At 44.4% G+C, this 25,157-nt stretch carries 20 protein-coding genes; 5 read left to right on the top strand and 15 right to left on the bottom strand.

From position 1 onward, the window contains the following. Positions 1-553, top strand: a 553-nt coding sequence (locus ABCM67_RS12530; protein WP_342992897.1) for an MATE family efflux transporter, incomplete at its 5' end; no start/stop codon positions are given. Positions 554-643: 90 nt separating this feature from the next. Here the strand turns inward: ABCM67_RS12530 and ABCM67_RS12525 are convergent. From ABCM67_RS12525 to ABCM67_RS12510, 4 genes are all read right to left on the bottom strand, one after another. Beyond that, the gene (locus ABCM67_RS12525) at positions 644-1,837 is read right to left on the bottom strand and encodes a sensor domain-containing diguanylate cyclase (protein ID WP_342992898.1); all 1,194 of its coding nucleotides are present in this window, start codon (positions 1,835-1,837) and stop codon (positions 644-646) included. A gap of 9 nt (positions 1,838-1,846) precedes the next feature. Next, the gene (locus ABCM67_RS12520; RefSeq protein ID WP_342992896.1) at positions 1,847-2,110 is read right to left on the bottom strand and encodes a hypothetical protein; all 264 of its coding nucleotides are present in this window, start codon (positions 2,108-2,110) and stop codon (positions 1,847-1,849) included. 203 nt (positions 2,111-2,313) lie between these two features. Then, on the bottom strand, positions 2,314-4,050 hold the full coding sequence (locus ABCM67_RS12515; RefSeq protein WP_092070388.1) for an adenine deaminase C-terminal domain-containing protein: 1,737 nt from the start codon (positions 4,048-4,050) through the stop codon (positions 2,314-2,316). 15 nt (positions 4,051-4,065) lie between these two features. Continuing rightward, on the bottom strand, positions 4,066-5,370 hold the full coding sequence (locus ABCM67_RS12510; protein ID WP_021650670.1) for an NCS2 family permease: 1,305 nt from the start codon (positions 5,368-5,370) through the stop codon (positions 4,066-4,068). A gap of 114 nt (positions 5,371-5,484) precedes the next feature. Between ABCM67_RS12510 and ABCM67_RS12505 the strand changes: the two genes are divergently transcribed. Together ABCM67_RS12505 and ABCM67_RS12500 are read left to right on the top strand one after the other, a co-directional pair. Then, positions 5,485-6,393, top strand: coding sequence for a LysR family transcriptional regulator (locus ABCM67_RS12505; RefSeq protein ID WP_059085489.1), 909 nt, complete (start codon positions 5,485-5,487; stop codon positions 6,391-6,393). A gap of 216 nt (positions 6,394-6,609) precedes the next feature. Further along, positions 6,610-7,992, top strand: coding sequence for a sodium:alanine symporter family protein (locus ABCM67_RS12500; RefSeq protein ID WP_118608926.1), 1,383 nt, complete (start codon positions 6,610-6,612; stop codon positions 7,990-7,992). Positions 7,993-8,099: 107 nt separating this feature from the next. On the opposite strand, the gene ABCM67_RS12495 is transcribed toward ABCM67_RS12500, so the two are convergent. From ABCM67_RS12495 to ABCM67_RS12485, 3 genes are all read right to left on the bottom strand, one after another. After that, positions 8,100-8,603, bottom strand: a complete 504-nt coding sequence (locus ABCM67_RS12495) for a gamma carbonic anhydrase family protein (RefSeq protein WP_059086860.1) — start codon at positions 8,601-8,603, stop codon at positions 8,100-8,102. 87 nt (positions 8,604-8,690) lie between these two features. Beyond that, a complete protein-coding gene (locus tag ABCM67_RS12490) occupies positions 8,691-9,722 on the bottom strand; it encodes a LacI family DNA-binding transcriptional regulator (RefSeq protein WP_110102991.1) in 1,032 nt (343 codons plus the stop codon). Between the two features lie 225 nt (positions 9,723-9,947). Then, on the bottom strand, positions 9,948-11,438 hold the full coding sequence (locus ABCM67_RS12485) for an AAA family ATPase (RefSeq protein ID WP_110102992.1): 1,491 nt from the start codon (positions 11,436-11,438) through the stop codon (positions 9,948-9,950). 277 nt (positions 11,439-11,715) lie between these two features. Between ABCM67_RS12485 and ABCM67_RS12480 the strand changes: the two genes are divergently transcribed. After that, positions 11,716-13,089 (top strand): MATE family efflux transporter, encoded by a 1,374-nt coding sequence (locus ABCM67_RS12480; protein ID WP_092070399.1) that lies wholly within the window; start codon positions 11,716-11,718, stop codon positions 13,087-13,089. A gap of 122 nt (positions 13,090-13,211) precedes the next feature. On the opposite strand, the gene ABCM67_RS12475 is transcribed toward ABCM67_RS12480, so the two are convergent. The 3 genes from ABCM67_RS12475 to ABCM67_RS12465 are packed head-to-tail and all read right to left on the bottom strand — an operon-like array spanning position 13,212 to position 15,609. Then, the gene (locus tag ABCM67_RS12475; protein WP_110102993.1) at positions 13,212-13,592 is read right to left on the bottom strand and encodes a hypothetical protein; all 381 of its coding nucleotides are present in this window, start codon (positions 13,590-13,592) and stop codon (positions 13,212-13,214) included. After that, on the bottom strand, positions 13,577-14,146 hold the full coding sequence (locus tag ABCM67_RS12470; protein ID WP_044960990.1) for a UbiX family flavin prenyltransferase: 570 nt from the start codon (positions 14,144-14,146) through the stop codon (positions 13,577-13,579). Before ABCM67_RS12470 ends, ABCM67_RS12475 begins: the two co-directional genes overlap by 16 nt. Continuing rightward, positions 14,143-15,609: a UbiD family decarboxylase gene (locus tag ABCM67_RS12465; protein WP_173746073.1), complete on the bottom strand. Its 1,467-nt coding sequence runs from the start codon at positions 15,607-15,609 to the stop codon at positions 14,143-14,145. Before ABCM67_RS12465 ends, ABCM67_RS12470 begins: the two co-directional genes overlap by 4 nt. A 171-nt stretch (positions 15,610-15,780) precedes the next feature. Between ABCM67_RS12465 and ABCM67_RS12460 the strand changes: the two genes are divergently transcribed. Continuing rightward, the gene (locus ABCM67_RS12460) at positions 15,781-16,656 is read left to right on the top strand and encodes a LysR family transcriptional regulator (RefSeq protein WP_118608921.1); all 876 of its coding nucleotides are present in this window, start codon (positions 15,781-15,783) and stop codon (positions 16,654-16,656) included. Between the two features lie 10 nt (positions 16,657-16,666). On the opposite strand, the gene feoB is transcribed toward ABCM67_RS12460, so the two are convergent. The 5 genes from feoB to recN form a co-directional block, all read right to left on the bottom strand. After that, on the bottom strand, positions 16,667-19,045 hold the full coding sequence (gene feoB / locus ABCM67_RS12455; RefSeq protein WP_173739524.1) for a ferrous iron transport protein B: 2,379 nt from the start codon (positions 19,043-19,045) through the stop codon (positions 16,667-16,669). 407 nt (positions 19,046-19,452) lie between these two features. Beyond that, positions 19,453-20,898 carry a glycogen synthase GlgA gene (gene glgA / locus ABCM67_RS12450; protein WP_015524465.1) on the bottom strand — a complete coding sequence of 482 codons (1,446 nt, stop codon included), beginning with the start codon at positions 20,896-20,898 and terminating at the stop codon, positions 19,453-19,455. Positions 20,899-20,956: 58 nt separating this feature from the next. After that, positions 20,957-21,763, bottom strand: a complete 807-nt coding sequence (gene spo0A, locus ABCM67_RS12445) for a sporulation transcription factor Spo0A (protein ID WP_015524464.1) — start codon at positions 21,761-21,763, stop codon at positions 20,957-20,959. 324 nt (positions 21,764-22,087) lie between these two features. Beyond that, positions 22,088-23,293 (bottom strand): SpoIVB peptidase, encoded by a 1,206-nt coding sequence (gene spoIVB, locus ABCM67_RS12440; RefSeq protein WP_118752528.1) that lies wholly within the window; start codon positions 23,291-23,293, stop codon positions 22,088-22,090. Between the two features lie 150 nt (positions 23,294-23,443). Continuing rightward, positions 23,444-25,129 carry a DNA repair protein RecN gene (recN, locus tag ABCM67_RS12435; RefSeq protein WP_129974437.1) on the bottom strand — a complete coding sequence of 562 codons (1,686 nt, stop codon included), beginning with the start codon at positions 25,127-25,129 and terminating at the stop codon, positions 23,444-23,446. Positions 25,130-25,157: the final 28 nt, after the last annotated feature.

Below are 25,157 nucleotides of genomic sequence, written 5' to 3'. Positions count from 1 at the left end.
GTTTACAGTCACTGCAACTGCAGTATTTGGTGTTTACTTCAAATTGCAGAGTTTTTTCTTCATGCCTGTATTTGGACTTAACAACGGCATTACACCGATCATTGCCTATAATTATGGTGCACGCCACAGAAAGCGTATGCTTAAAACTGTCAAAGTCAGCATGTTCATCGCATTCTGTTTTACATTCATTGGTTTTCTTGCCTTTGAATTTATTCCGAAAACACTGCTGGGGCTGTTCAGTGCTTCCGAAGATATGCTTACCATCGGAATCCCTGCACTTCGTATCATAGGAATCCACTATCTGATCGCATGGTTCTGTATCATTGCGGGAACTGTATTCCAGGCACTCGGAAAAGCTGTATTCAGTATGATCGTATCTATCATGCGTCAGCTGTTTGTCCTGGTACCTGCTGCTTATATCCTTGCTTCCATCGGCGGACTTCACGCAGTATGGTGGTCTTTCCCCATTGCGGAGATCATTTCTCTGATCGTGTCCGTAGCTTTCCTGGTTGTCATAAACAGAACGATCATTCAAAAAATTCCGGAAGCCTAAGGACATCAAAGCTTCCCATTCCAATTTATACAAAAAGAAGACAGAAGATTTCCTTTTTTCTCTTCAGGATATCTTCTGTCTTTTTTATTGTTATTTATAGATCCGGTAGCCATCCCTTCCGGAGCGTTTTACCTGATAAAGGGCAAAATCTGCTTTTTGATACAGTTCCATAAAGGTATCTCCATCCTGTGGTGCAAAAGCAATTCCTGCACTAAAAGTAAATGTATGCTCTCCCATGCCTTCCATACGGATCTCCCTGAGCTTTTCATGAAGTTTTTTTATTCTGCTCTCCATATTTTCCCGTGAACCGATATTACAGAGCAGGATTACAAACTCATCCCCGCCGATACGCCCAATCACATCCTGTTCCCGGAACTGCTCTTTAAGAAAACCTCCCAGCATTTTTAATACATTATCTCCCATGACATGTCCGTAAACATCATTCACTTCTTTAAAATGATCCATATCCAGGATCAGGAAGCCATGAAAGTCTTCCGGAGCTTTTTCTCTCAGAATAGCATCGATCACCTTCTGCGTATTCTCTCTGTTATAAACGCCTGTAAGCGCATCCTTCTGGGCAGAACGCACCAATTCCGCTTTCTCCTGATTATTTCTTACAACAATATACAGGAGCAGGAGAAGCACCAGAATACAGAAGCTTCCCATAAATAGGATTTCATAACCGGAAATGAATTCATAAGCCTGCTGTGCACTTTTTACAGGAATTGCATAACAGATCATCCAGTCGTTGTATCCAAGAGGCATATATGCCAGATACCGGTCCTCTTCTTTTCGCTCTTTGAGGCTAAGCTTCACCAGACCTCTTTCGCCAAATTTAAAATCTTCCTGAATATCCTGAAGAGTATTCTTTCCTTTGAGATTTTTTTCTCCGTAATATTTAAAAAGATTGATTCCATATGTGATCTCCGTACCGGACGCCGAACCACTGTCAAAGGCAATGATCTCTCCATCACTTGTAGCCAGAAGACTGTTTCCCGCTCCATCAAAAAGATCATTAAAAAGCATATGGCTCAGCGCTGTAACATTACAGGATCCGCCCAACACACCGATCACTTTATGGTCTTTGTATACCGGCACACCTAAAACCACCCGCACCTTATGGTCCACACTGCTTTCCAGGGGATCGCTGATGGTCTGCTCTCCACTGATAGCCTCCTGAAAATATCTGCGATGAGAAACATTCTTGGTTACTCCATTGTCGTAGTATGCATCTCCATTCTTATCAATAAGAGCAGCCCTCTCTAGGTCTGTCTTTTCATAAATGGATATCAGTCATTCTTTATTTTCTTCTGAAAAAAGTTCTTCTGATCTTCCCATTGCAGAGGCAATCTCATTCAGATATTGATAATTAATATCCAGTATCGTCCGCAAATGTTCACTTTGTCTCTGCACATTTATCTTCAATGTATTCTGAGAATTCACCTGTACAGCCCTCTGCACACACTCGAAAAAAATAAGAATCCCTGCTATAACCGCCAAGATAAAAACGCCGGTTGCCATAACATAATTTTTTAATTCAAAGTGATTCTTTTTCATACGTTTTCTCCTGATCTAACCTTTTTTGTCCTGCATTTTTATTTTACCATGATTTTTGTTTTTTCTCTATAACAAAAAATCTGCAGATTCCAATCATAAGATTGAAAAATGCAGATTTTTTACAACGATATCTGATTATTATGCCTTATTATGCCGCCTTCCGCGACTCACGTCCGGCTTATATTGCTGCAATAAGAACAACGTTATTTATTTTTCTTTGTGTTTACGATCAGCGGAACAATTTCTCCTTTTTTTACATCCACCAGTCCCTTATCAGTCAGCTTCAGTGCCGGGCTTACCGGTAATCCAAGTGTTGCCACTGACATGATCGGATTATTATGCACATATCCCAGATCTGTAAGGCTTTTTCTTACCGCCTTCAATGCAAGGCCATTCTCCCTGATTGATTTTTCGGATAAAAGCCCACATACCGGAAGTGCAAGTTCAGAAAGGATCCTTCCATCTTTTACTGTCAGAAATCCCCCCTGCAGTTCCCGGATCCTGTTTACAGCAAATAACATATCATCCGGAGAGCTTCCTGCCACAAAGAGATTATGATGATCATGAAAATATGTTGTTGCCACAGTTCCCTTTTTCAAGCAGGAGCCTGTAAGAAATCCATAGCCGATATTTCCGTTCTTCCCATGACGTTCCACCACCATAGCCAGAAGACATCCGCTGTTTTCCCAGCAGATCTTTCCGGCTTTCACCGGCATTTCCACCAGTTTTTCAGTAGTATGGGTACGATCCGGATTGATCTCTATCACACGAACCGTTGCATATCCTTCCTGAAAAGGAGCATTCACCTGAAAATCCTTCAGAAAAATCTCCGGAAGCTGTACACTCCGGTAAAAATCTGCCGGAAATTCATATGTGGAAGCAGACAGCGGCAACTGCGGTTCATCCTTTGCATAAATCGGAACACCATTTTTGAATACAGCTTCCGGTTTAAGAACGGACGGATCTTTAAGCAACATAAAGTCCGCAAGTTTTCCCGGTGCGATAGCTCCTCTGTCATAAAAATGCATCCGCTGACATGGTGTATATGTGGCACAGTAGATTGCCTGTTCCATCGGAAATCCCATATCGATCGCTTTCTGTACCACTGCATTCAGCGGTCCCTGCTCATACAAAACATCTGCCATAGTATCATCTGTTACAAAGGAACAATACTCGTAGAGCTGGTTCTGACAGATATATTCCAGGATTTCCGGTTTCAGCATTTTATCCTGGATCTCAAAAAACATTCCGTTTTCGATCCGCTGCTTTACTTCCTCAAGAGTATGTTCTGTATGATCACCATTAATACCCAGATAAAGAAACTTTGCAAGATCCAGATCCAGTAATGACGGACAGTGTCCCTCGATCACATATCCCGGATGGTCTTTTTTCAGATATTCCAGAAACCGACTGATCTCCAGATCATTTTCCCGGATGATCTGCCGGTAATTCATGATTTCGCCTACACATACCACATCTTTTTCTTCCAGCAGATGCTTCATTGCACTGCAGTCAATGATCCCGCCTGTTGTTTCCAGCTTTTCACTGGTTGACGGAACGCTGCTTGGAATCCCGTAAAAAATATCGATAGGTGCATTCTTTGCCGCAGAGATCATCTCCAGAATCCCTCGGATCCCTTTGACATTGGCCATTTCGTGAGGCTCTGAAACCACCGTCGTCACACCATTTTCTCCTGCACATTTTCCAAAAAAAGCCGGTGTGGCCATAGAACTCTCAATATGCATGTGTATATCTGTCAGTCCTGGAATCATGTATGATCCCTTTGCATCGATCACATTGTCAGTCTGAAGATCCGTATCCTGTTTTCTGTCTATGTAATAAAATTTTCCATCTTTCACCGCAACATTGGCAGATATGAATTTCTTAAGATAGGAATTAAATACCTTTGCGTTTTTGATCAGCAGATGAACCTGCTCCATACCATTTCACCATCCTTAGATAATTGAATAAAAATACAACAGACAGACTGCTACCAGTACATACATGACCGGTTCAACCTTTTTGATCTTTCCTGCTGCGATCTTCATAACGAGATAAGCCGGAAGCGCCACGCAGATACCATTTGCGATATTATTTGCAAAAATCGTAAAGGTTACACATAAAAATGCCGGAATATACTCTGTAATATCCGAATAATCAATATTTCTCATAGCACCAAGCATATTGATGCCGATATAGATCAGCACCGGACCGGTTGCCGCAGATGGGATCACAAGAGCCAGTGGTGCCAGAAACAGCGAAAGTCCGAAGAAAATGCTTGTAAAAATAACCGTAAGTCCCGTTTTTCCTCCTGCTTCTACGCCTGCAGATGACTCCAGATAAGTAGTAAGACTCGGCATTCCAAACAATGCTCCAAAGCTTGTTGCAATCGCATCTACCTTAAAGCATTTATCAATACCCGGAAGATTTCCATCCTTATCCAGATAGCCTGCCTTTGCTCCCACTCCCAGAACTGTTCCGAATGTAGAAAAGAAATCCGGTACAAACAGAGCGATCAGAAATGGAATATAAGCAAAATTCAGCGCTCCCATAAAATCAACTTTCAGGAACTGATGGCCGATACCTGCCGGAAATGCAAAAATGGATTCCGGAGCATGTGTAACACCGAAAGGAATTCCTGCCAGAGTGGTCAGCAGGATCGCAAGAATCATACCACCCGGTATATTTCGTACCTTGATCACCAGAAGGATCAGAAATCCGATCACTGCTACGATCACAGATGGAGATGCAAGATCTCCAAAGGAAAGACAGTTTTTTGCATCATTTGCCACGATCAGTCCACAGTTTTTTGCACCAAGAAGTGCGATAAACAGACCAATACCGGCACTAACCGCTTGTTTCAGGCTTACCGGGATCACACGTACCACGGCTTCTCGCAGACCAAAGAATGAAATTATGATAAAAAGAACACCACTCCAGAATATCACACCTGCTGCGATCGGCATACTTACGCCTTCATTGGTAATCATAGACGCAATAATTCCAACGCTTCCAAGTCCCGGAGCCAGAGCAAACGGTCGATTGGTAACCAATGCCATTGCACAGCTGGTCACAATGATCAGAATGATCATAGCTGTCAGAGTCGTGTGTTTATCATAACCGGCGCCTGCCAGAATATTTGGGATCGTAGCAAGCACATACGCCATAGTTACAAAAGTTGTCAGTCCTGCCAGAAGTTCTGTTTTTATATTTGTATTGAACTCAGACAGTCTGAACTGTTTTTCCAGCCAGTTTTTCATTTATTTTTTCCCCCTTGATATGATGATAGGATGTATTGTAAAATATGCATATCAGGAAGTCAAATTCATATTATACATAAAAATTATGCCAAAATGGAATAGTTGGAGGAAAACATGAACTATCATGAACTGAAGTACATTCTCTGCATTGCCAAATATCAGAATCTTACAAAAGCCGCACAGGAGCTTTATATTTCCCAGCCAACCCTGACCAAGCATCTCCAGAAACTGGAACGAGAAATGGGGACCAAGCTGTTCAGCCGCAGCGGAAACAGCTATACACCTACCTTTGCGGGCCGCAAATATATGGAGTATACCCGAAAGATCCTGCAGATACAACAGGACTGGGAAAAAGAGCTGAAAGATCTTACAGAAAATAATGAAGGAGAACTGAACGTTGCTTTCCCACTGATGAGGAGTACCTGTATGGTTCCTCAGATCATGACCTCTTTTTTTCAAAAATATCCTAAAGTAAAGGTCAATATCCTGGAAGAGGCATATTCTATCCAGGAAAAACTTCTGCTCAATGATCAGCTTGATTTTGGCATTTTCAATGAAGTACATAAACACCCCAAGCTGGAATACGAACTGCTGAAAAAAGAAGAAATCCTTCTGATCATGCCTCCGGAGCACCCATTGGCTGCTGCCGGCAGTGTATCCACTCACGGCATATACCCGAAGCTTGATCTCTCACTTCTGGCAGAAGAGCCTTTTATCCTGCATTTTCCAGAACAGACTACCGGACAGCTTTCGCTGGAAGCATTGAAAGCTGCCCATATCAAGCCTTATGTGCCAATTCAGAGCCGCAACACAGAAACCTGTGTCAAACTCTGCATGCAAGGACTTGGTATGTGTTTCACCCCGGAAACCTATGTCCAAAATATGGACCTCCCTGTAAAACCAGCCTGTTTTTCCATTGGTGAAGATGGCGTCTTCAGCACACTGACAATTGCATACCGAAGAGGTACCTATCTCCCACAGTACGCCCGGGATTTTATATGTACTGCGAAGAAGGTCCTGTAGTGTTTTGATCAACATATATTGAAGCAAAAAATCTTCTGTTCAGAGGGAATATTTTTATTGCATTATTCTGAATATTCCTGTATAATTGACACAATAATCAAAACTTAAGAGCGTAACGTACAAGGGCGTACAGCACATATTTCCTGTGTCTGTACGCCTTTGTGTTATTTCTGCAGTCCTGCGGATATTTCGCTTTGAGAAAGGGAGGAGATTTCTATGATGAATGCAATCGGAAGTGTGATAAACCAGATCGACAGTCTGGTGTGGGGCTGGTGGATGATCATTTTACTTCTGGGCACCCATATTTTCATGACCATCCGTACCGGTGTGATCCAGCGTAAGATTGGTACCGCCATTCGCCTGTCTGTCACCAAAGATACCAATGAGGAAGGTGAAGTCAGCCAGTTTGGCGCCCTGACAACAGCCCTTGCTTCCACTATTGGAACCGGAAATATCATCGGTGTCGGTACTGCCATTGCTCTTGGTGGTCCCGGTGCAGTCCTCTGGTGCTGGCTTACCGGTGTCTTCGGAATCGCCACCAAATACAGTGAGTCTCTCATCGCTGTAAAATACCGCGTCAAGACCAAAGACGGCCGTATGCAGGGTGGTGCTATGTATGCCCTGGAGCGCGGATTAAATATGCGCTGGCTTGGTCTGATCTTTGCCTTTTTCGGTGGCTTTGCTTCCTTTGGAATCGGATGTGCTACCCAGGTCAATGCCATTGCAACGGTATGTAATGAGAACCTTCATATTTCGCCGGCAGCGATCGGCATTGCTGTGGCAGTTCTTACTGCCCTTGTTATTTTCGGCGGGATCAAATCCATCGCCAATGTATGTGAACGTCTTGTTCCGTTTATGGCATTTTTCTATGTGATCGGATGTATCATCATCCTGGGGATCAATTTCGATTTTATCATTCCCGCAGTAAAAACCATCTGCAAATTTGCATTTACCCCTGGTGCTGCTGCAGGAGGTCTTGTAGGACGTGGTATCATGATGGCCATGCAGTATGGAATCGCAAGAGGACTTTTTTCCAATGAATCCGGTATGGGTTCTGCCCCCATCGCCGCTGCTGCCGCACAGACAAGAAATCCGGTTCGTCAGGCTCTCGTTTCCAGCACCGGTACATTCTGGGATACCGTTGTGGTATGTCTGATGACCGGTCTTGTTCTGGTAACCAGTATTATGAAAAATCCTTCGATCGACATGGGAAATATCACTGATGGCGGTGTTCTTACTACACTGGCTTTTCAGCAGATCCCGGTTCTTGGTCCTGTGATCCTTGTAGTGGGTATCATTTCCTTCGCATATTCTACAGTCCTTGGATGGGCATATTATGGCGAGCGGTGCGTGGAGTATTTCTCCGGCAAAAAGGGACTCATTCCCTATCGTGTGCTGTATATTGCGGTAGCTGCCATCTCCCCTGTTATTTCTCTGAACCTGGTATGGACCGTAGCGGATATCCTGAATGCACTGATGGCTATTCCAAACCTGATCGCAGTACTACTGCTTTCCAATGTGATCGTAAAAGAGACCAAAAAATATATCAACGATCTGGATGCACGGGATGACACACCGGTGGAAGTGATCGATAAATAAAAAAACGATAAATATAAGCATTTTATATAACAAAGTTACAGCTCCGACTGCTTCTCATATTACAAAGCAGTCGGAGCTGTCCGTTTACAAATGTCTTCTTCACTTTTTTATAATACATCCTGTGCTTTCATCTCTTCGGACACAGCAAGATATTCTTTGCTGTTTTCCACGATACCAAGCTTCTCTTCCCAGGTAAGATTTCGTTTGATCCTGGCCGGACTTCCCATTACCAGAGAACCATCCGGGATCACCGCATTTTTAGTCACAAGACTGCCGGCTCCTATGATACAGTCGTTTCCGATCTTTGCACCATCCAGGATCACGGCTCCCATTCCGATCAATGTCCGGTCTCCGATGGTACATCCATGGATCACCGCATTATGTCCCACAGTAACGTTGTTTCCGATATGGACCGGCATGTTGTGGCTCACATGAATGGTACAGTTTTCCTGGATATTTGTTTCTTCTCCGATCACTACCGGCGCATCATCCCCGCGGATCACCGCATAATATAATACACAGCTGTCACGGCCGATCGTTACATTTCCAAGGATCACAGACTGCTTTGCGATCCTGGCACCTTCTGCGATCTTTACATTTTTATAATTCATTTTTCCTCCTGAATCTGCTTTCCCTGTACAGGATTCTGCCATATGATATTTCTGATCATGGGTTCTATACGCAACAGCAATTCCTTTTTAACCCATATTATATTTCGTCCGGATCACAATATCTGTATACTGGTATTCCTTTTCCGGTGCCTTGCTGTCAAAGAGAAGCTGGAACAAAATAATCACCGGAGAATGTCCCTGTACAGCCGCATCCTGACCGATAAGGAAATTGATCGTCCCCTCTTTCAGCCATTTCAGATTTTCTTCCAGGAAATCATTGGCGATCACATGCATGGTTTTATCCTTTCCAAGCTTCTGCAAGGTCTGGCAGACACCCTTTACGCCATGACCCGTAATATAGATCCCGGTCAGCTCCGGATATAGCTCCAGAAATTCTTCCACGATCTTGGATGCCACCCATTCGTCATCATAAGAATACCTTATATCCACGATCTCGATTCCCGGAAAGCTTTCTTTAATCTCTGTCGTAAATCCTTTCTGCCTGCTGATCAGACCAGGATTGGCAACCTGTCCGGAAATTATGGCAACCTGCCCGTTTCCGCCTGTCATCTCCCCCATCAGGCCTGCTGCCGTACGACCGGCCTGAAAGGTATCCTGTCCCACAAAGCATAACCTTTTTGTATCTTCCAGATCCGCATTAAAGGTAACTACCGGAATTCCATACTCTTCCTGATACTGATTGATCCTCGCTCTCAAAAGCTGATCTTCTGATGGAGTCAGCGCGATTCCATTAAAGCCCTCTTCCCGGAGTTCTTCCATTGCAGCCATTACTTTTTCTGGTTCCACGCCCTCGATCTCATAGATCTTTACTGTTCCGCCAAAGCTCTCCACTTCTTCTTTTGCTTCCAGGACCCCATTTAAAACCTGCTGCATAAAAGGAGTCTCCATATACTGAAGGATCACACCGATACGGATTTTCCTCTTTGCCATGGCAAGGGCACGACCGGCACGGCTGGGCTGATATCCCATCTCCCGGGCGATCCTTTTGATCCTTTCCTCTACTTCCGGGCGGATACGGCCTCTGTTGTTCAGTGCCCTGTCCACAGTGCCTCTTGAAACTCCTGCTGCTTCCGCAATCTGTTGTAATGTTACTGCCATATTTTACCCTCCAAAACCTCTCCTGTGTGCTTTGTGTTCACGCGCACGCTCTTTTATCCCATTATACACATTTACACTTTCTCAGGCAATCCCTGATTTCATTATTTTTATAATTTTCCTTTACGATCAGACAGGCCCGGCATAAACAGGTGCATTCCCTCAGCCAAAAATGCTTCCGAAAAAATCTCCGGAAGCATTTTTATCATTGCAAAACAGATCCCTTTGTCAGTCCAGAAGCTCCTGTACCATCTCGGGGGTAAAGGTTACAGCCTTCACATGATCCACCTCGATCTGATACAGGGCATTGGCCGCAATATGCTCCGCAGCCTGCTCCAGATCACGGATTCCTGTGGTATCTTCAAATTTCTTAATTACTGCGTCCAGCGCCTCATCCGTTACGATACATTCTTCCTGTTTCAGACTCATACGTTTCAGAACCTTGGGAAGCGCAAATCTGGAAAAGATGATCTTCTTTTCCTCCGGTGTGTAATCCGGAATATCGATCACTGCAAAACGTGACATCAGAGGTGCGCTGATCTGTGCCTTATCATTGGCTGTGGCAATAGGATAGACACCAACTGTCGGAACCATACATTCCATATAGTTATCTGTAAAACCAAGGTTATCCAGCAGTGTCAGAAGCACATCTGCCGGATTTCCGTTTCCTTTACCTGATGCAGCCTTGTCAAGCTCATTGATGATAAATACCAGATTGGATTCTCCTGCCATGGAAAAAGCCTCCATGATGATTCCAGGCTTGGCATTTGCATAAACACGAGAGCTTCCTGTAAGCTGTTCCGGATCATTGATCGAACTCATATCCAAGGTTGTCCACGGCATTTTCAGGATTCTTGCAACTGCATAAGCGATCTGAGATTTACCGGTACCTGCAGGTCCTACAAGAAGCAGTCCGTAGGCAGGAAGTGTATGAGTACGATTAATCTGAATGATCGTCTCAATGATCCTCTGTTTTACACGCTCCATTCCATAAAGCTCCTCATCCAGGATACGACGTGCTTCCTTCGGATCAATAGACTCAAAATAATTATGCTTCCACTGAATATTCATCATGATGGAAAGTGCTCTCTGGGCATGGCGTCTTTCCTCCTGAGAAACCTCATGAGAACGGGCAACTGCCAGATTTCTTCTTGCCCAGAGACGGATATTATCCGGCATAGTCTTTCCGGCACAGTTCATAAAGTCGGTGATACTCTGAATACTGGTAAGCTTCATATCGTCACCGTCTTCTTCCTCCTCATCGTTCTCATTTTCTTCTGCCGGCGCACTGCTTGCAAACAGACGCTCGATCATAAACTGAAGAAATCCGTCCTCAGCAGAAAGCTTGGTGCCTCCGCCAAAAGCGATCTCACGGATTTTGTAAACAGCATATCCTTCCTCTGTATTCTGTCCTGAAAGACGGATGTTGATATGATTTTCTCCGAGCCATTTGATCAGGCTTGTAAAACGGGAATCGATCTTCAGGATGTCTGCCGGAAAAACACCGTCCTCTTCCTTAAACTCAAATGCAGTCTGCTTCGCAGGATTGGAAAAATATCCGCAGGAATGATGTTTCCACTCTCTTTTGCTGTTATCCAGGATCAGCATCGGTTTCTCCGGTGTGGCTTTTGTTTCATTAGAACGAAATGTTGTATATGTGCACTGGCTTTTTGTCTCTTTTTTATCTGCCGGCGCTGCGCTGAAATCAAAAACTGGCATATTTTTTACTCCTCTTTCTCTGAAAAATATCTTCATTCAGTTTATCATGGATTGGAAATCTCAACAACTGCTGATATAATTTTTTATGCATTTTTTGTATTCGTCATTTTTCCGTAAGTTGTTTAAACAATTTTGCAGTTTGCCGATTGACACTGCCTGTAAACTATGTTATCGTGCAATCATGTCTGCTTTCACTTTTACGAAAGCTGACACAGTTACCATGTATGTGATTTACTGTTTTTCACGTCATTGTAATTGTATTTTTTTGGAGGAGGAAATGAGAAATCAACTTTCACAGCAGGATGATTTTTATCCACAGATCGTTAAGCTTGTCATCCCCATCATCATTCAGAATCTGCTAAGTGCAGCGGTCAATTCCGCCGATGTTATCATGCTGAACTTTGTAGGTCAGTCATCCATCTCCGCAGTATCCCTGGCAGCGAATTATTCCAATGTCCTGTTTATGGTTTATTACGGTCTTGGTACGGGAGCCACCCTGCTTTGTGCCCAGTATTATGGAAAGGGAGATTACAAAGCCATTCAGATCATCGAGGGAATCGCTCTTCGTTTTTCCATGATCATCTCTGTTCTCGTGGCACTCGTTGCATTTACCATGCCACAGATGATGATGAGACTGTTCACCAACGATCCGGAGCTTCTGGCCATTGGTTCTTCCTATATCCGCATTATGGGTATCACCTATATCTGCTGGGGTATGACGGAGGTTTATCTGGCTGTCCTTCGAAGCATTGGCCGGGTAACTACCAGCATGGCGATGAATATGCTGGCATTTGGACTGAATATCCTTTTGAATGCGACTTTTATCTTCGGATTGTTCGGAGCACCCAAGCTTGGTGCTACCGGTGTGGCTATTGCTACTGCACTTTCCAGAATGATCGAGCTGATTGCCTGTTTTATTATTTCTGCTTTCAGCAAAAATGTCCGACTGGATCTCCGATGTATGTTCACAAAAAACAAACTGCTGTTCAGTGATTTCGTGCGGCTTTCCCTGCCGGCTCTTGGCAATGATATTTCCTGGAGTATTGGTTTTTCCATGTACTCTGTGATCCTGGGGCATCTTGGTACGGATGCGGTTGCTGCCAATTCTCTGGTTGTAGTAGTCCGTAATATCGGCTCTGTTTTCTGTTTCGGTATTGCCAGTGCAGGAGGTATCCTTCTAGGCAATGTTATGGGGCAGGGCGATCTGGAACGTTCCAGGCGTTATGCTTCCAAAACACTGAAGCTTACTGTTATTGCAGGTTTTTTGGGCGGACTTATCGTTCTTGCCATCACACCGTTCGTAATGAGATTTGCGTCCCTGACACCCACTGCCATGCATTATCTGAAATATATGCTTCTGATCAACAGCTATTATATTATGGGGTCTGCCGTAAATACAACCCTGATCGCCGGTGTGTTCCGGGCAGGTGGTGATACAAAGTTTGGTCTGATCTGTGATACCATTGATATGTGGGTATATGCAGTACCCCTTGGATTCTTCGCTGCTTTTGTACTGAAGCTGCCGGTTATGTGGGTGTATTTTCTGCTCTGTACGGATGAATTTGTGAAGTGGCCATGGGTGATCAAAAGGTATCTTAGTGGGAAGTGGGCTAAGAATATTACCCGCGAGAATATATTTGAAAATAAATAGAATACAGAAACATTTTAGACGGCTGGAATCTGCGTTATTTTTCAAAAATTCGCTGTTTGAGCGAAGAAAGTCTCGGACTTTTGGAAAATAACTTTAGCAGGTTCCAGCCGTTCGTTACTCAACTACCGCTGCAGTCCTTCTATCACCATCTCCGTCAGACGCACAACACTTCCCTGTACCTCCCGGATCTCTTTCTCCGAAATACCATCCTTATGAAATCCCCCGGTGCAAACCACTCTCTTTCCCAGCTCTTTCGAAACCTTCTCCGCCATCCACCGGCAGATCACCTCGTCCTTATGTCCCGGAAAATTCAAAACTGAAGAAGTCGCACTCACAGAACCATCCCCTGTCAGAGACACTCTCGGTTCCGTCTGCACCACACATCCCAGATGAGGTCTCTCTCCGCCTTTCAGACAGATAAGCACATCCTCTCCGACAAATGCAGCACTGACCTCCAGCTTACAGCCTGCAGTCTCCACACACTCTTTTACAATCCATTCCATCTGCGATACTCCTTTGCTTCGATCCCAAACGGTTCCAAAAGCTTTGCCGCAATATGATACACCATATCATCAATGCTCTCCGGTTTATGATAAAACGTCAGCATCGGCGGAATGATCCGTACTCCCGGAAGCATGGATAGCTCATAAAGATTTCGGAGATGAATCCCGCTTAACGGTGTTTCTCTGGCTGCCAGCACCAGTGTTCTCTGTTCCTTGACCGTCACATCTGCCGCACGCAGAATAAGATTATCCGCATAGCCACTGTGGATCCCCGCGATCGTCTTCATGCTGCAGGGCACGATCAGCATCCCCTCTGTTTTGAAAGAACCACTGGCCGGTTTTGCCCCGATCTCTCCCGGTGCACATACATGATCTGCCAATCGTTTCACATCCTCCGGTTCCAGCTCCGTCTCCTGGCGAAGAGTCAGCTCTGCACTGGAGCTCATGATCAGATAAGACTCAAAATCCGGATTCTCCCGGATGATCTCCAGACATTTTACAAGGAGCGGCAGGCCGCTTGCACCTGTCGCACCAACTATAATTCTCTTTTTCATTTTTTCAGCCATTTCTCCGGATCCAGTTCCATAAAATGGGCTCTGTGAAAATCTTCCTTCAGATCATAAGGCACCGTACAGTCAAAAATAGTCTTGCATGCAATTCCATGATCACGGATACTTGGAGAAAATGCAGGATCATTGGACGGATCAAGAGGATGACAACGGACACCCGGAATGGTGATCACATCCACATCCCCCTGGAATCTCGTATTCATCGCCCAAAGTACGTCATTCATATCAAAGCAGTCCACATCTTCATCTACCAGAAATACATTTTTCAGCTCACTGAAGGCGGAAAATGCAAGAAGTGCAGCCTGACGCTGTCTTCCCTCATCACTTTGAGAAAGCTTTTTAAACTGAAGGACAGCCATATACTTTCCACCTCCGGCACTGTTGCAGTATACGTTCTGAAGTCTTCCTGGCATTGCTTTTTCCACCATGCCATAGATGCTGGCTTCTGTAGGGATTCCCGCCATGGATACGTGCTCCTCACTTGGCCCGATACAGGTCTGCATGATCGGATTTTCACGATGTGTCACTGCTGTAACCTTGATCAGCCAACACTGATCACTTGCAGGCCCTGTATATCCCGGAAACTCCGGCATGGCGTATCCGGTATTGCTATTCTGATCTTCCTTTACACGCACACCCGGGATCACTTCTCCCTCGATCACGTATTCCGCATTGGCGATGGCACGCTCGTTAACGGTTAAACATTTACAGAGTTCCACCGGCTCTTTGCGCAGTGCACCGGCTACAGACAGCTCATCATACCCCAGTGGTGTTGTAGGCGGCTCAAAACAGGAACCGATCTCAATAGCAGGATCAACTCCGATACTGATAGAAATCGGCAGCCTTTGTCCCAGCTCCTCAGCACGCTCTGCCATTGCTCCGATATGTCTGGCACCAGGTGTAAAGAAAATGGAAAGCTCATCTTTTCCCTGAATGCAAAGACGATGAATGGTCACATCGTGAACTCCAGTATCCGGGTGTGTGGCGTAGCACATGCCAAGTGTGATATACGGGCCCGCATCATCCGGTGTGTTCGTTGGCGCAGGAACCAGCTTATAGAGGTCAAAATCCGGATCTGCTGCCTTATGCACCACCTGCTGACACGGTGCATCACCTTCAAGATCGACCGGTGGAATTGGATTCTCCACGCTTTTGCAGAACATCTTTCCAAGATTTTCCGGCTGAGTGTCAAGTAAAGCAGCAACTCTTTTTCTGCTTGCCAGAAGACCGATAGCTACCCTTGCATCCGGGTGTCCTTTTATACGATTAAAGATCATGGCAGGTCCTTCCTTTGTGGGACGCTTCACCGTTCCACCGGCTCCTACATAACGATATACCCCTGCAAGCTCTGCCATCGGATCAACTTCCACCTCTGTTTCGATCAGCTGATCTGGCATCTGCTCCAGAAGTGCCAGAGCACTTCTCAGATCTCTTACTTTTTCTGCCATAAAAAACCTCCTGCGTTATCTTTATATTACTGTTCACTCCGTTCTCAGTAACATCTTTATTTTCTTATGTTATTTTATCTCTTTTTTACATGGTGAATCAATTCTTTCTATGATATAATTGTTTCCAATATGGAATGATTCGTCACTATTTTCTAAAAGGCAGGTGTTACCATGACTCTTGAACAGATCGACTATTTTATCTGTGCAGCTCAATCCCGGACTTTTTTTGATGCTGCAGAAGCTATGCATATCTCCCAGTCCTCCCTTTCCAAGCAGATCATGAAACTGGAAAAAGAACTGGAGCTTACCTTATGGGACCGCAGCAAGCGTACTGCTGTGCTTACTCCTGAAGGAGAGTTTTTTTACAAAGAAGCACTTAAGATTTCCAGACAGTATCATCGTTCTCTGGAAGCAGTGTACCATTTTAAGGACAGTAAGCTCCAGGCACTTCATATTGGAACACTTCCTTTTCTTTCTCAGTACCATCTTACTTCTGTGATACACAGTTTTTGTGATACACACCCGGAGCTTTCTTTTTCTCTGAAGGAGGTAGAAGACGAAGAACTTCTTTCCGGTCTTGAAAAAGACTTTTTTAATCTGATCTTTGTACGAAAACACATGATAGACCCGGAGCTCTATACTTTTCATGCTCTCACAGCAGACCGTCTGGTTGCTGTTTTTCCTGAAGCTCATCCCTCTGCGTCCAAAAAATCGGTCTCTCTTTCCGAACTGAAAAAAGAATCTTTTATCCTGATGCCTCCGCACACCTCCATTTACCGTTTCTGTATGCAAAGTTTTCATAATGCAGGGATCCACCCTCAGCTTCTGCGTACTGCCCGCGCAGAATCTATTGTCAGCGCAGTGGAAATTGGCGAAGGGATCAGCCTTCTTACAGAAAGCAGCTTTCAGTTCTTTCGTCAGCCTTCGCTTGTTGCTGTCCCGGTTAATGGACTGAAAAAGCTATCTGTTGGAATTGCCCATAAAAAAAATATGGCTCTCACAACCTCTGCAGAATGTTTTCTGCAGTTTGTGAAAAGCCATATGTAAGGTATTTTTTCTATAATCCAAGCATCATTCCCACACCATGTACCGCAAACGCAACGATCCATGCAGTGGCACACTGTACTGCTACAATACCGGCGGCAGCTCTTACAGTTCCCATCTCCCGACGCACAGTTGCAATAGCTGCAACACAGGGTGTATAGAGCAAGGTAAAGATCAAAAATACGTAAGCAGTAAACGGTGTAAATAAAGTCTGAAGCAATGCCGTATTTCCGCCCAGAAGGACTGTCAGCGTAGACACAACGCTCTCTTTTGCCATAAAGCCCGTGATCAATGCGGTGGATACTCTCCAGTCACCAAAGCCCAGCGGAGCAAAAAGTGGTGCCACGATGCTTCCGATCTTTGCCAGAAGGCTCTGATCTGTGCTGGTAACAAGGTTAAGACCTGCATCAAAGTTCTGCAGGAACCACACGATCAGCGTTGCCGCAAAAATAATTGTAAACGCTTTCTGTATAAAGTCCTTCGCCTTTTCCCAGATCAGCTGTCCTACACTTTTTGCAGAAGGAAGCCGGTAATTGGGAAGCTCCATGACAAACGGAACCGGCTCTCCCTTATATTTCGTCTTTTTCAGGATCAGCGCATACAGGATCCCGCAGAGAATTCCTGCAAAATAAAGGCTGATCATCACAACTCCTCTCCACTGCTTCGGGAAAAATGCACTGGTGAGAAGTCCGTAGATTGGAAGCTTGGCACTGCAGCTCATAAACGGAGTAATCAGGATCGTCATTTTCCGGTCACGTTCACTGGATAATGTTCTGGTTGCCATAATGGCCGGCACCGAACAGCCGAATCCGATCAACATCGGCACAAAGCTTCTTCCGGAAAGTCCGATCTTTCGAAGGAGCTTGTCCATAACAAAGGCTACACGAGCCATATATCCGGTATCTTCCAGGATTGACAGGAAGAAAAACAAAGTAACGATCGTAGGAAGAAATCCAATCACGCTTCCGATACCGCTTAAAATTCCATCCACAACCAGTGACTGCAGTACTGAGCTGACACCTGCCACCTCCAGTCCCCTGCCAATAAGTGCAATTACCCAGTTCACGACCATAGTCATTCCGTCTGAAAGCCAGGCTCCCAGATAATTAAACGTCATCACAAATACAATTGCCATAATTCCCACAAAACAGGGAATTGCTGTATATTTTCCGGTAAGGATACGATCTATGGCGACACTTCGTTTATGTTCACGGCTTTCTGCCGGTTTTACCACAGTTTTCTCACAAAGCTTTTCAATAAAATTGAAGCGCATGTTCGCAAGAGCTGCCTCACGGTCCAGACCGCCATCCTTCTCCATAACATGTACCAGCCCATCAAGAACCTTTTTTTCACCTTCAGGCAAAGCCAGACGTTTTTCGATCAGAGAATCTTTCTCTACGATCTTCGTAGCTGCAAAACGTACAGGAAGTCCTGCTTTTTTTGCATAAGGTTCGATCAAATGAACGGCTGCATGGATACATCTGTGAAGTGCGCCTACCGGATCCTTCGGTGACTGATTGTCAGTACAGAAATCAATTCTTCCCGGTGCTTCTCTGTATCTTGCAACATGGACTGCATGATCGATCAGCTCATCAATTCCTTCATTCTTCGCTGCTGAAATAGGTACAACCGGAATTCCTAAAATCTCCTCCAGTTCATTGATCCGAACAGAGCCTCCATTTGCCCTTACCTCATCCATCATATTTAAGGCCAGCACCATTGGGATTCCAAGCTCCATCAGCTGCATGGTAAGATAAAGATTTCTCTCAATATTGGAAGCATCTACAATATTAATGATTCCTGTCGGCTTCTCATTCAGCAGAAAATCTCTTGTTACGATCTCCTCGCTGGAATACGGGGAAAGTGAATAGATTCCAGGAAGATCCGTTACCGTTGCCTCCGGATGCCTCCGGATGCTTCCTTCTTTCTTGTCAACAGTTACACCTGGAAAGTTACCAACATGCTGATTGGAACCTGTCAGCTGATTAAAAAGAGTTGTCTTTCCACAGTTCTGATTACCTGCCAGTGCAAACGTGATCGGTTCCCCTTTGGGAATCGTATCACCGATCCGGTTCTTACGATAATCTCGAGCCTTTCCAAGTTCTCCCACACCAGGATGAGCAATCGGCTGATGCCGTTCATTTTCTTTCTTCGTTTCCGTCATGGATTCGATCGATACGATCTCAATCTTTGCAGCTTCCGCCAGCCGCAATGTCAGCTCATATCCGCGCAGCACAAGCTGTACCGGATCTCCCATAGGAGCTGTTTTACGAAGAGACACTTCTGTCCCCGGTGTAAGCCCCATATCCAGAAGATGATGTCTCAGCTCCCCCTCGCCACGAACACTGATGATTCTGCCACATTCTCCAGTCTTTAATTTGTCCAGTGTCATATTGTCACCTCATCATAAGTACAATTTACATGGTCAATACATATATCTGTATTATCCACTGGTACATCGTTTCGTAAATAACTATATCAATCGGATTCACAGACAAGTGAATGGTATAGTTATTTCAAAAACGATGCACTAATATAAATGTAACACAATTTAAGTTATTTGACAATAACTGATTAATCTGATAAGTTTCGTACAAATAATACCAATTCAAAAGTTATTTATCATTAACATTTATATTTTTTCTCACTTTAGCACAATTCCTGTTTGATAAACAAACACCTTCATATTTTTTGCAGACATACAATAACATCCATGTATATTCCCGCAATAAAAAAGCGCAAACGACATATTATCTGTCGTCTGCGCCTTTTTATTGCGAGAACCGCTTCGGTGAATCCTTACTCACCAATTAACCAATTGTACATTTCCTCATACTGACGTGCGGAATTGTTCCAGGAAAAATCTGCAGCCATCGCGCGATCTACCATTTTATTCCATTCACGTTTCTTGTCATAATATACACTCTCTGCATAACGGATCGTAGCAAGCATTTCATGTGCATTGTAATTTACGAAGGAGAATCCTGTTCCGGTTCCCTCGAATTCATTGTACGGGACAACTGTATCCTTCAGACCACCGGTCTCTCTGACGATCGGAAGAGTTCCATAACGAAGGCTCATCAGCTGGCTTAAGCCACATGGCTCAAACAGTGACGGCATCAGAAATGCGTCAGATGCTGCATAAATTCTGTGAGACATTGCCTCATCATAGTAGATCTGTGCAGATACCTTGCCATGATACTTCCAGTCAAAATGACGGAACATATTCTCATAACGTTCCTCACCGGTACCAAGAGCAACGATCTGAACCGCATCCTGACACAGTTCGTCCATAATATAAGCGATCAGATCAAATCCCTTCTGATCTGTCAGGCGGGATACAATACCGATCATCATAGCTTTCGGATCCTGCTCAAGTCCAAGATCTTTCTGAAGCTGGATCTTGTTCTTGATCTTCTCCTTGCGGAAGTTCTTTGCATTGTAATTCTTGGTGATATTCGGATCTGTCTCCGGATTGAATTCATTGTAATCAATACCATTTACAATACCACGCAGGCTGTTGGCTCTCGCATTGAGAAGTCCGTCCAGCTTCTCACCATAAAACGGTGTCTTGATCTCTTCTGCATAGGTATTACTTACTGTGGTAATGGCATCTGCAAATACCATACCGCCCTTCAGGAAGTTTGCGTCCTTGTATGCTTCCAGTTTATCCGGCGCAAAGTAGTAATCGGAAAGGCCTGTGATATCCTTAACAGTCTTAACATCCCATACACCCTGAAATTTCAGGTTATGTATTGTCATAACAGTCTTGATTCCACGGAAGAATTCATTCTCCTGGAAAGAATCGTGAAGGTAAACCGGAACAAGTCCTGTCTGCCAGTCATGACAATGGATGATATCCGGTCTGAATCCGATCACCGGAAGAACCGATAACACAGCTTTGGAAAAGAAAGCAAATTTCTCAAGATCCCATGGTGCACTGTCATATGGTTTCGGACCGCTGAAATAATATTCATTGTCAATGAAGTAAAACTGGATCCCGTCATACTGCATCTGCATAATGCCTACATAGCAGTTCTTAAATCCCAGATCCATATAAAAATGGGTCACATACTCCATTTTGTCTTTCCATTCCTGTTTCATGCAGGCATATTTCGGCAAGATCACGCGTATATCAAAATATTTTTTGTCAAAGCACTTAGGCAGTGAGCCGGCAACATCAGCGAGTCCTCCTGTTTTGATAAAAGGTACTGCTTCTGATGTAGCAAACAGAATTTTTTTCATCTGTATTCCCCTCCCTGGGTACACCCGTTTTTATTTATGATTATACTCCAAAATTCATCTAATTTAAAGACCGATTTTTATATTCTAGTCTGATTTTATCTGCGATCAGTGCTATAAATTCAGAATTCGTGGGTTTCCCTTTTCCGGTGCTTACAGTATATCCAAACAATTCATCAATGGTATCCATCTTTCCCCGGCTCCATGCCACCTCGATCGCATGTCGGATCGCCCGCTCCACTCTGCTCGGTGTTGTCTGATGGCGTTTCGCAATGGTTGGATATAATACCTTAGTAATGGAATTGAGCATTTCCATGTCATTGACAGACAAAATGATCGCATCCCTTAAATACTGATACCCCTTGATGTGTGCCGGAACTCCGATCTCATGAATGATATTCGTCACATCGGTTTCCAGATTCCTCTCCGGCTGAGGCTTTTTGGTTTCTGTGATACCTGGCCTTGCAATCTCCCGCACTCTTCTGTCCCCAATCTTCCGAATATGTTTGATCCGGTTTAAAAGTGTGGTGTTGTCAAAAGGCTTCAAAACATAATAGTCTGCTCCAAGACTGAATGCATCCTCTGTAATCCTCTCCTGTCCAATTGCAGATAATACGATAAACACTGGAACTTTTTTGACATTTGCGTTATGGGAAAATTTCTCCATAACGGAAAGGCCGTCCATCTTCGGCATAATGATGTCGAGAATCACCACATCCGGCTCCTTATCTTTGATTATGTTACAGATTTCTTCTCCGTTGTGTGCTTTTCCGACCAGTTCAAGGTCTTTATCTTCTTCGATCATCTGACCGAGCATGTCTGTCATTTTCGCGTTATCATCAGCAATTGCAACATTTAATTTGTCCATGAGGACCCTCCTAACTTCTATCTCCTTGGGTTTCCAGACATACCCCCTGTCACCACGGCAGTAACCGACACTGTTAGCTGCCTGCGCTTTCCCCTTGCTGGCGACAAAATTATTATAGTGGAAATCCTGTAGTAAAATCAAGATAAAAGTAGTTATTTTATCACACTTTCGTACGATATTTTTCGACATTTTTTCTCTTATATATCACAAAATTCACCAAAATGTAGGTATTTCAATCTGTATCCGGCATTTTTCCCCATATAAAAAAGAGGCACTTTTCCCGGACTTTTTCCATGTTTTTGTGCCTCTTTCCTCAACTGCAGATTATGCATTGCCTGTCATATTTTCAATAAAAATCCCATATCCGCCGGTAGAATCCTGCACAAATACATGAGTCACGGCACCAAAGAGTTTTCCGTTCTGAAGCACAGGACTTCCAGACATTCCCTGAACGATCCCACCTGTTTTTTCCAGGAGTTCTTTATCTGTGATCTGGATCACGAAGCTCTTATTAGAATCCTCATGGTTCATATCGATCCTGGTGATCTCCGCGGCATATTCTTTTACTTCGCCGTCTGTGCAGCAGAGAACAGATGCGGGTCCAATTTTCAGATCCTGTTTGTAACCCACAGGAATCTTCTTCAGATCCAGATTTTTCACCTGATCAGCATCCACAGTTCCAAAAATGCCGTTTTTACTGTTTTCGGAAATCTCACCCAGGATATTGTCAGCTTCGTATCGGATCAGACCAGATAGTTCTCCAGGATTTCCTTTTTCTCCTTTCTGGATCCCCAGAATCTGGGCGTTGTAAAGATTTCCATCTGCGATACTTAAAAGTTCGCCGGTATCCACATCGCTGATCCCGTGACCAAGAGCACCGAACCCTCCATTTTCGTCCACATAAGTCAGGGTTCCGATTCCCTGTGTATCGTCCCTCACCCAGATGCCAAGCTTATAGTTTCCTTTCTCATCTTTCACCGGCGTCAGGGACAGGGGAATCGTCTCTTTTCCCCGGCGGACCTTCAATGTTACAGATTCTCCGCAAAGATCTGCAAGATCCTCCAGAAGATCCTGCTTGCACTGGATCCGGTTCTGATCAAAAGCCACAATATAATCTCCCGGCTTTACAATGTCCCGGGCCGGTTCTTCCATCTCACCACTTTCCGAAAGGATCTCGCCTGTATCAATGATCAGAACTCCTTTCGTCTGCATATAAATACCTACTGCATCTCCGCTTGCATATACTTCTTTTGCAGTTATATTTTTTACCTTCACATCCTTAAAAGGGATCACTCCCAAGAGTCTGCAGTGCAACTTATAGCTGTCTTTTCCTGAAACGGTGATCGCATCATCAAAGCTGATAAAAGGGCGTTTAAGAAGATTGGCTACTTCCCGGCTGTCCTCATGATCCACCAGAATCTGATCCGGGATTTTTCTGTCCAGAAGCCGGTAGCCCAGCCATCCCATCAGAATCAGATCCAGCGCAAGAAATACAAGGAGCCAACATCGGTATTTTCTTTTTCTGTTCATCTTACGTCACATCCTTTGTAATTTTCTGATACAAGCAAATCCCCACCCACTGCTTATTGCTTTTCGCAACTGAAGCAGGGGACTGACTTGATTCGGTTAAAAAAGAGGACCGACCTTTCGGCCGTCCTCTCTTAGTATGTAACGTATAAATTATTTCAGTCTTGTATTTTTTTGTTGCTGTGCCAATTCCTTCATCTCTCTTGCATTTCCAAGAACAGCCGGCGTGATCTGGGCACCGCCCAGAAGTCTGGCAAGCTCACGAACAGATTCCTCTCCTTCCAGAGGATGGATCTGGGTGATGGTTTCTGTTCCTTCTACATGTTTCTCAATCTCAAAATGGGTATCTGCCATTGCTGCGATCTGTGGAAGATGTGTGATACAAAGCACCTGCCTGTGCTGTCCGATCACTGCCATTTTTTCAGAGACCTTCTGTGCAGTACGCCCACTGATCCCTGTATCGATCTCATCAAAGATCAGTGTATCGATCTGATCTTTATCTGCAAGGATCGCTTTGATGGCAAGCATGATCCTGGAAAGCTCACCACCGGATACAATCTGTCCCAGCGGTTTTCTACTCTCACCTGGATTTGTGGAAATCTCATATTCCACCGCATCATAACCATTATCTGTATAATTTTTTCTGCGGTCAAAACGGATAGAAAAATCCACATCCTCAAAATTCAGTTCCTTCAATCCTTCGATAATCTTTTCATCCAGCTGCTTACTGTATTTTTTCCGGATCTCTGAAAGTTCATGCGAAGCTTCCTCAAGAATCTTTTCTGCCTGCATAAGTTTTTCTTTCAGTAACCGGAAATTTTCTTCGAATCTTTGAAGTTTTTCTAATTTTTCCTGCTGTTCCTTCTGATAAGACAAAATTTCATGGATCGTCTGTCCATACTTTGCCTTCAGACTATTGATCAGATCCAGTCTTTTTTCTGTTTCGAAAAAAGTCTCTTCGTCAAAAGTCAAACTATCCATATAAGAAGACAGATCACGGCAGAAGTCACTGAGAAGTGAATCGATTTCCACAAGAGCTTCCTGTAAAGGTGCAAGATCCTTATCGTAATCTGCAATTCTTGAAAACTCTTTCAGGGCATTTCCGGTCATATCTGCGGCGCCCTGTTCATATCCGGTCATCCCACGGACCATTTGTGCTGTTTCCATGATTCTTCTGGCATTGCTCAGCTTCCGGTAGCGGTCCTCCAGTGTTTCGTCCTCTCCTGGAATAAGAGCTGCCTCCTCGATCTCATTGATCTCAAATTCCAGAAAGGCTTTTTCGCGGTTGCGCTGTTCCTCATCCATATCCAGTGCTTTCAGCTGATCCGCACAGTCCCGATACTCCTGATAAGCTTTCCGGACCTTCTCCCTGGCAGGAAGGATCTGTTCTTTTCCGTATACATCCAAAATAGCCAGCTGGCGGTCTCCATAAAGAAGTGACTGATGCTCATGCTGTCCGTGAATGTCCAGAAGACAGGCTGCTGCTGCTTTCATCTGGCTGACAGTACTTGTCTCTCCGTTGATCTTGTTGATACTTCTGCCGTCCATGATCTTGCGGGACATCAGCACCTGTCCGTCTTCCGGATAGATGTCAAGCGCCGCAAGGGACTCTCTGGCTTTCGTGTTTTCAACCTGAAACAGCAACTCTACCAGGGCATAGGAAGCATTTTCACGAATCATGCTTCTGGAAGTTTTTCCACCCAGGATGAGCTGTATAGATCCTAACAGAATGGATTTTCCGGCTCCGGTCTCACCAGTTAAGATATTTAAGCCTGGTCCGAATTCCACCTCTGATTCCTCTATCAGTGCAAGATTTTTTACATGCAGATGTACTAACATTGATTTCCTTTCTGGCATAAAGCATTTA

Origin of the sequence: Blautia sp. 2227st1_G12_2227SCRN_220401 (assembly GCF_039062885.1) — a bacterium.
Classification (GTDB): Bacteria; Bacillota; Clostridia; order Lachnospirales; family Lachnospiraceae; genus Blautia_A; species Blautia_A fusiformis.
Note: the sequence above shows the minus strand (reverse complement) of the source record. Positions and strands in the feature narration are given on the sequence as shown.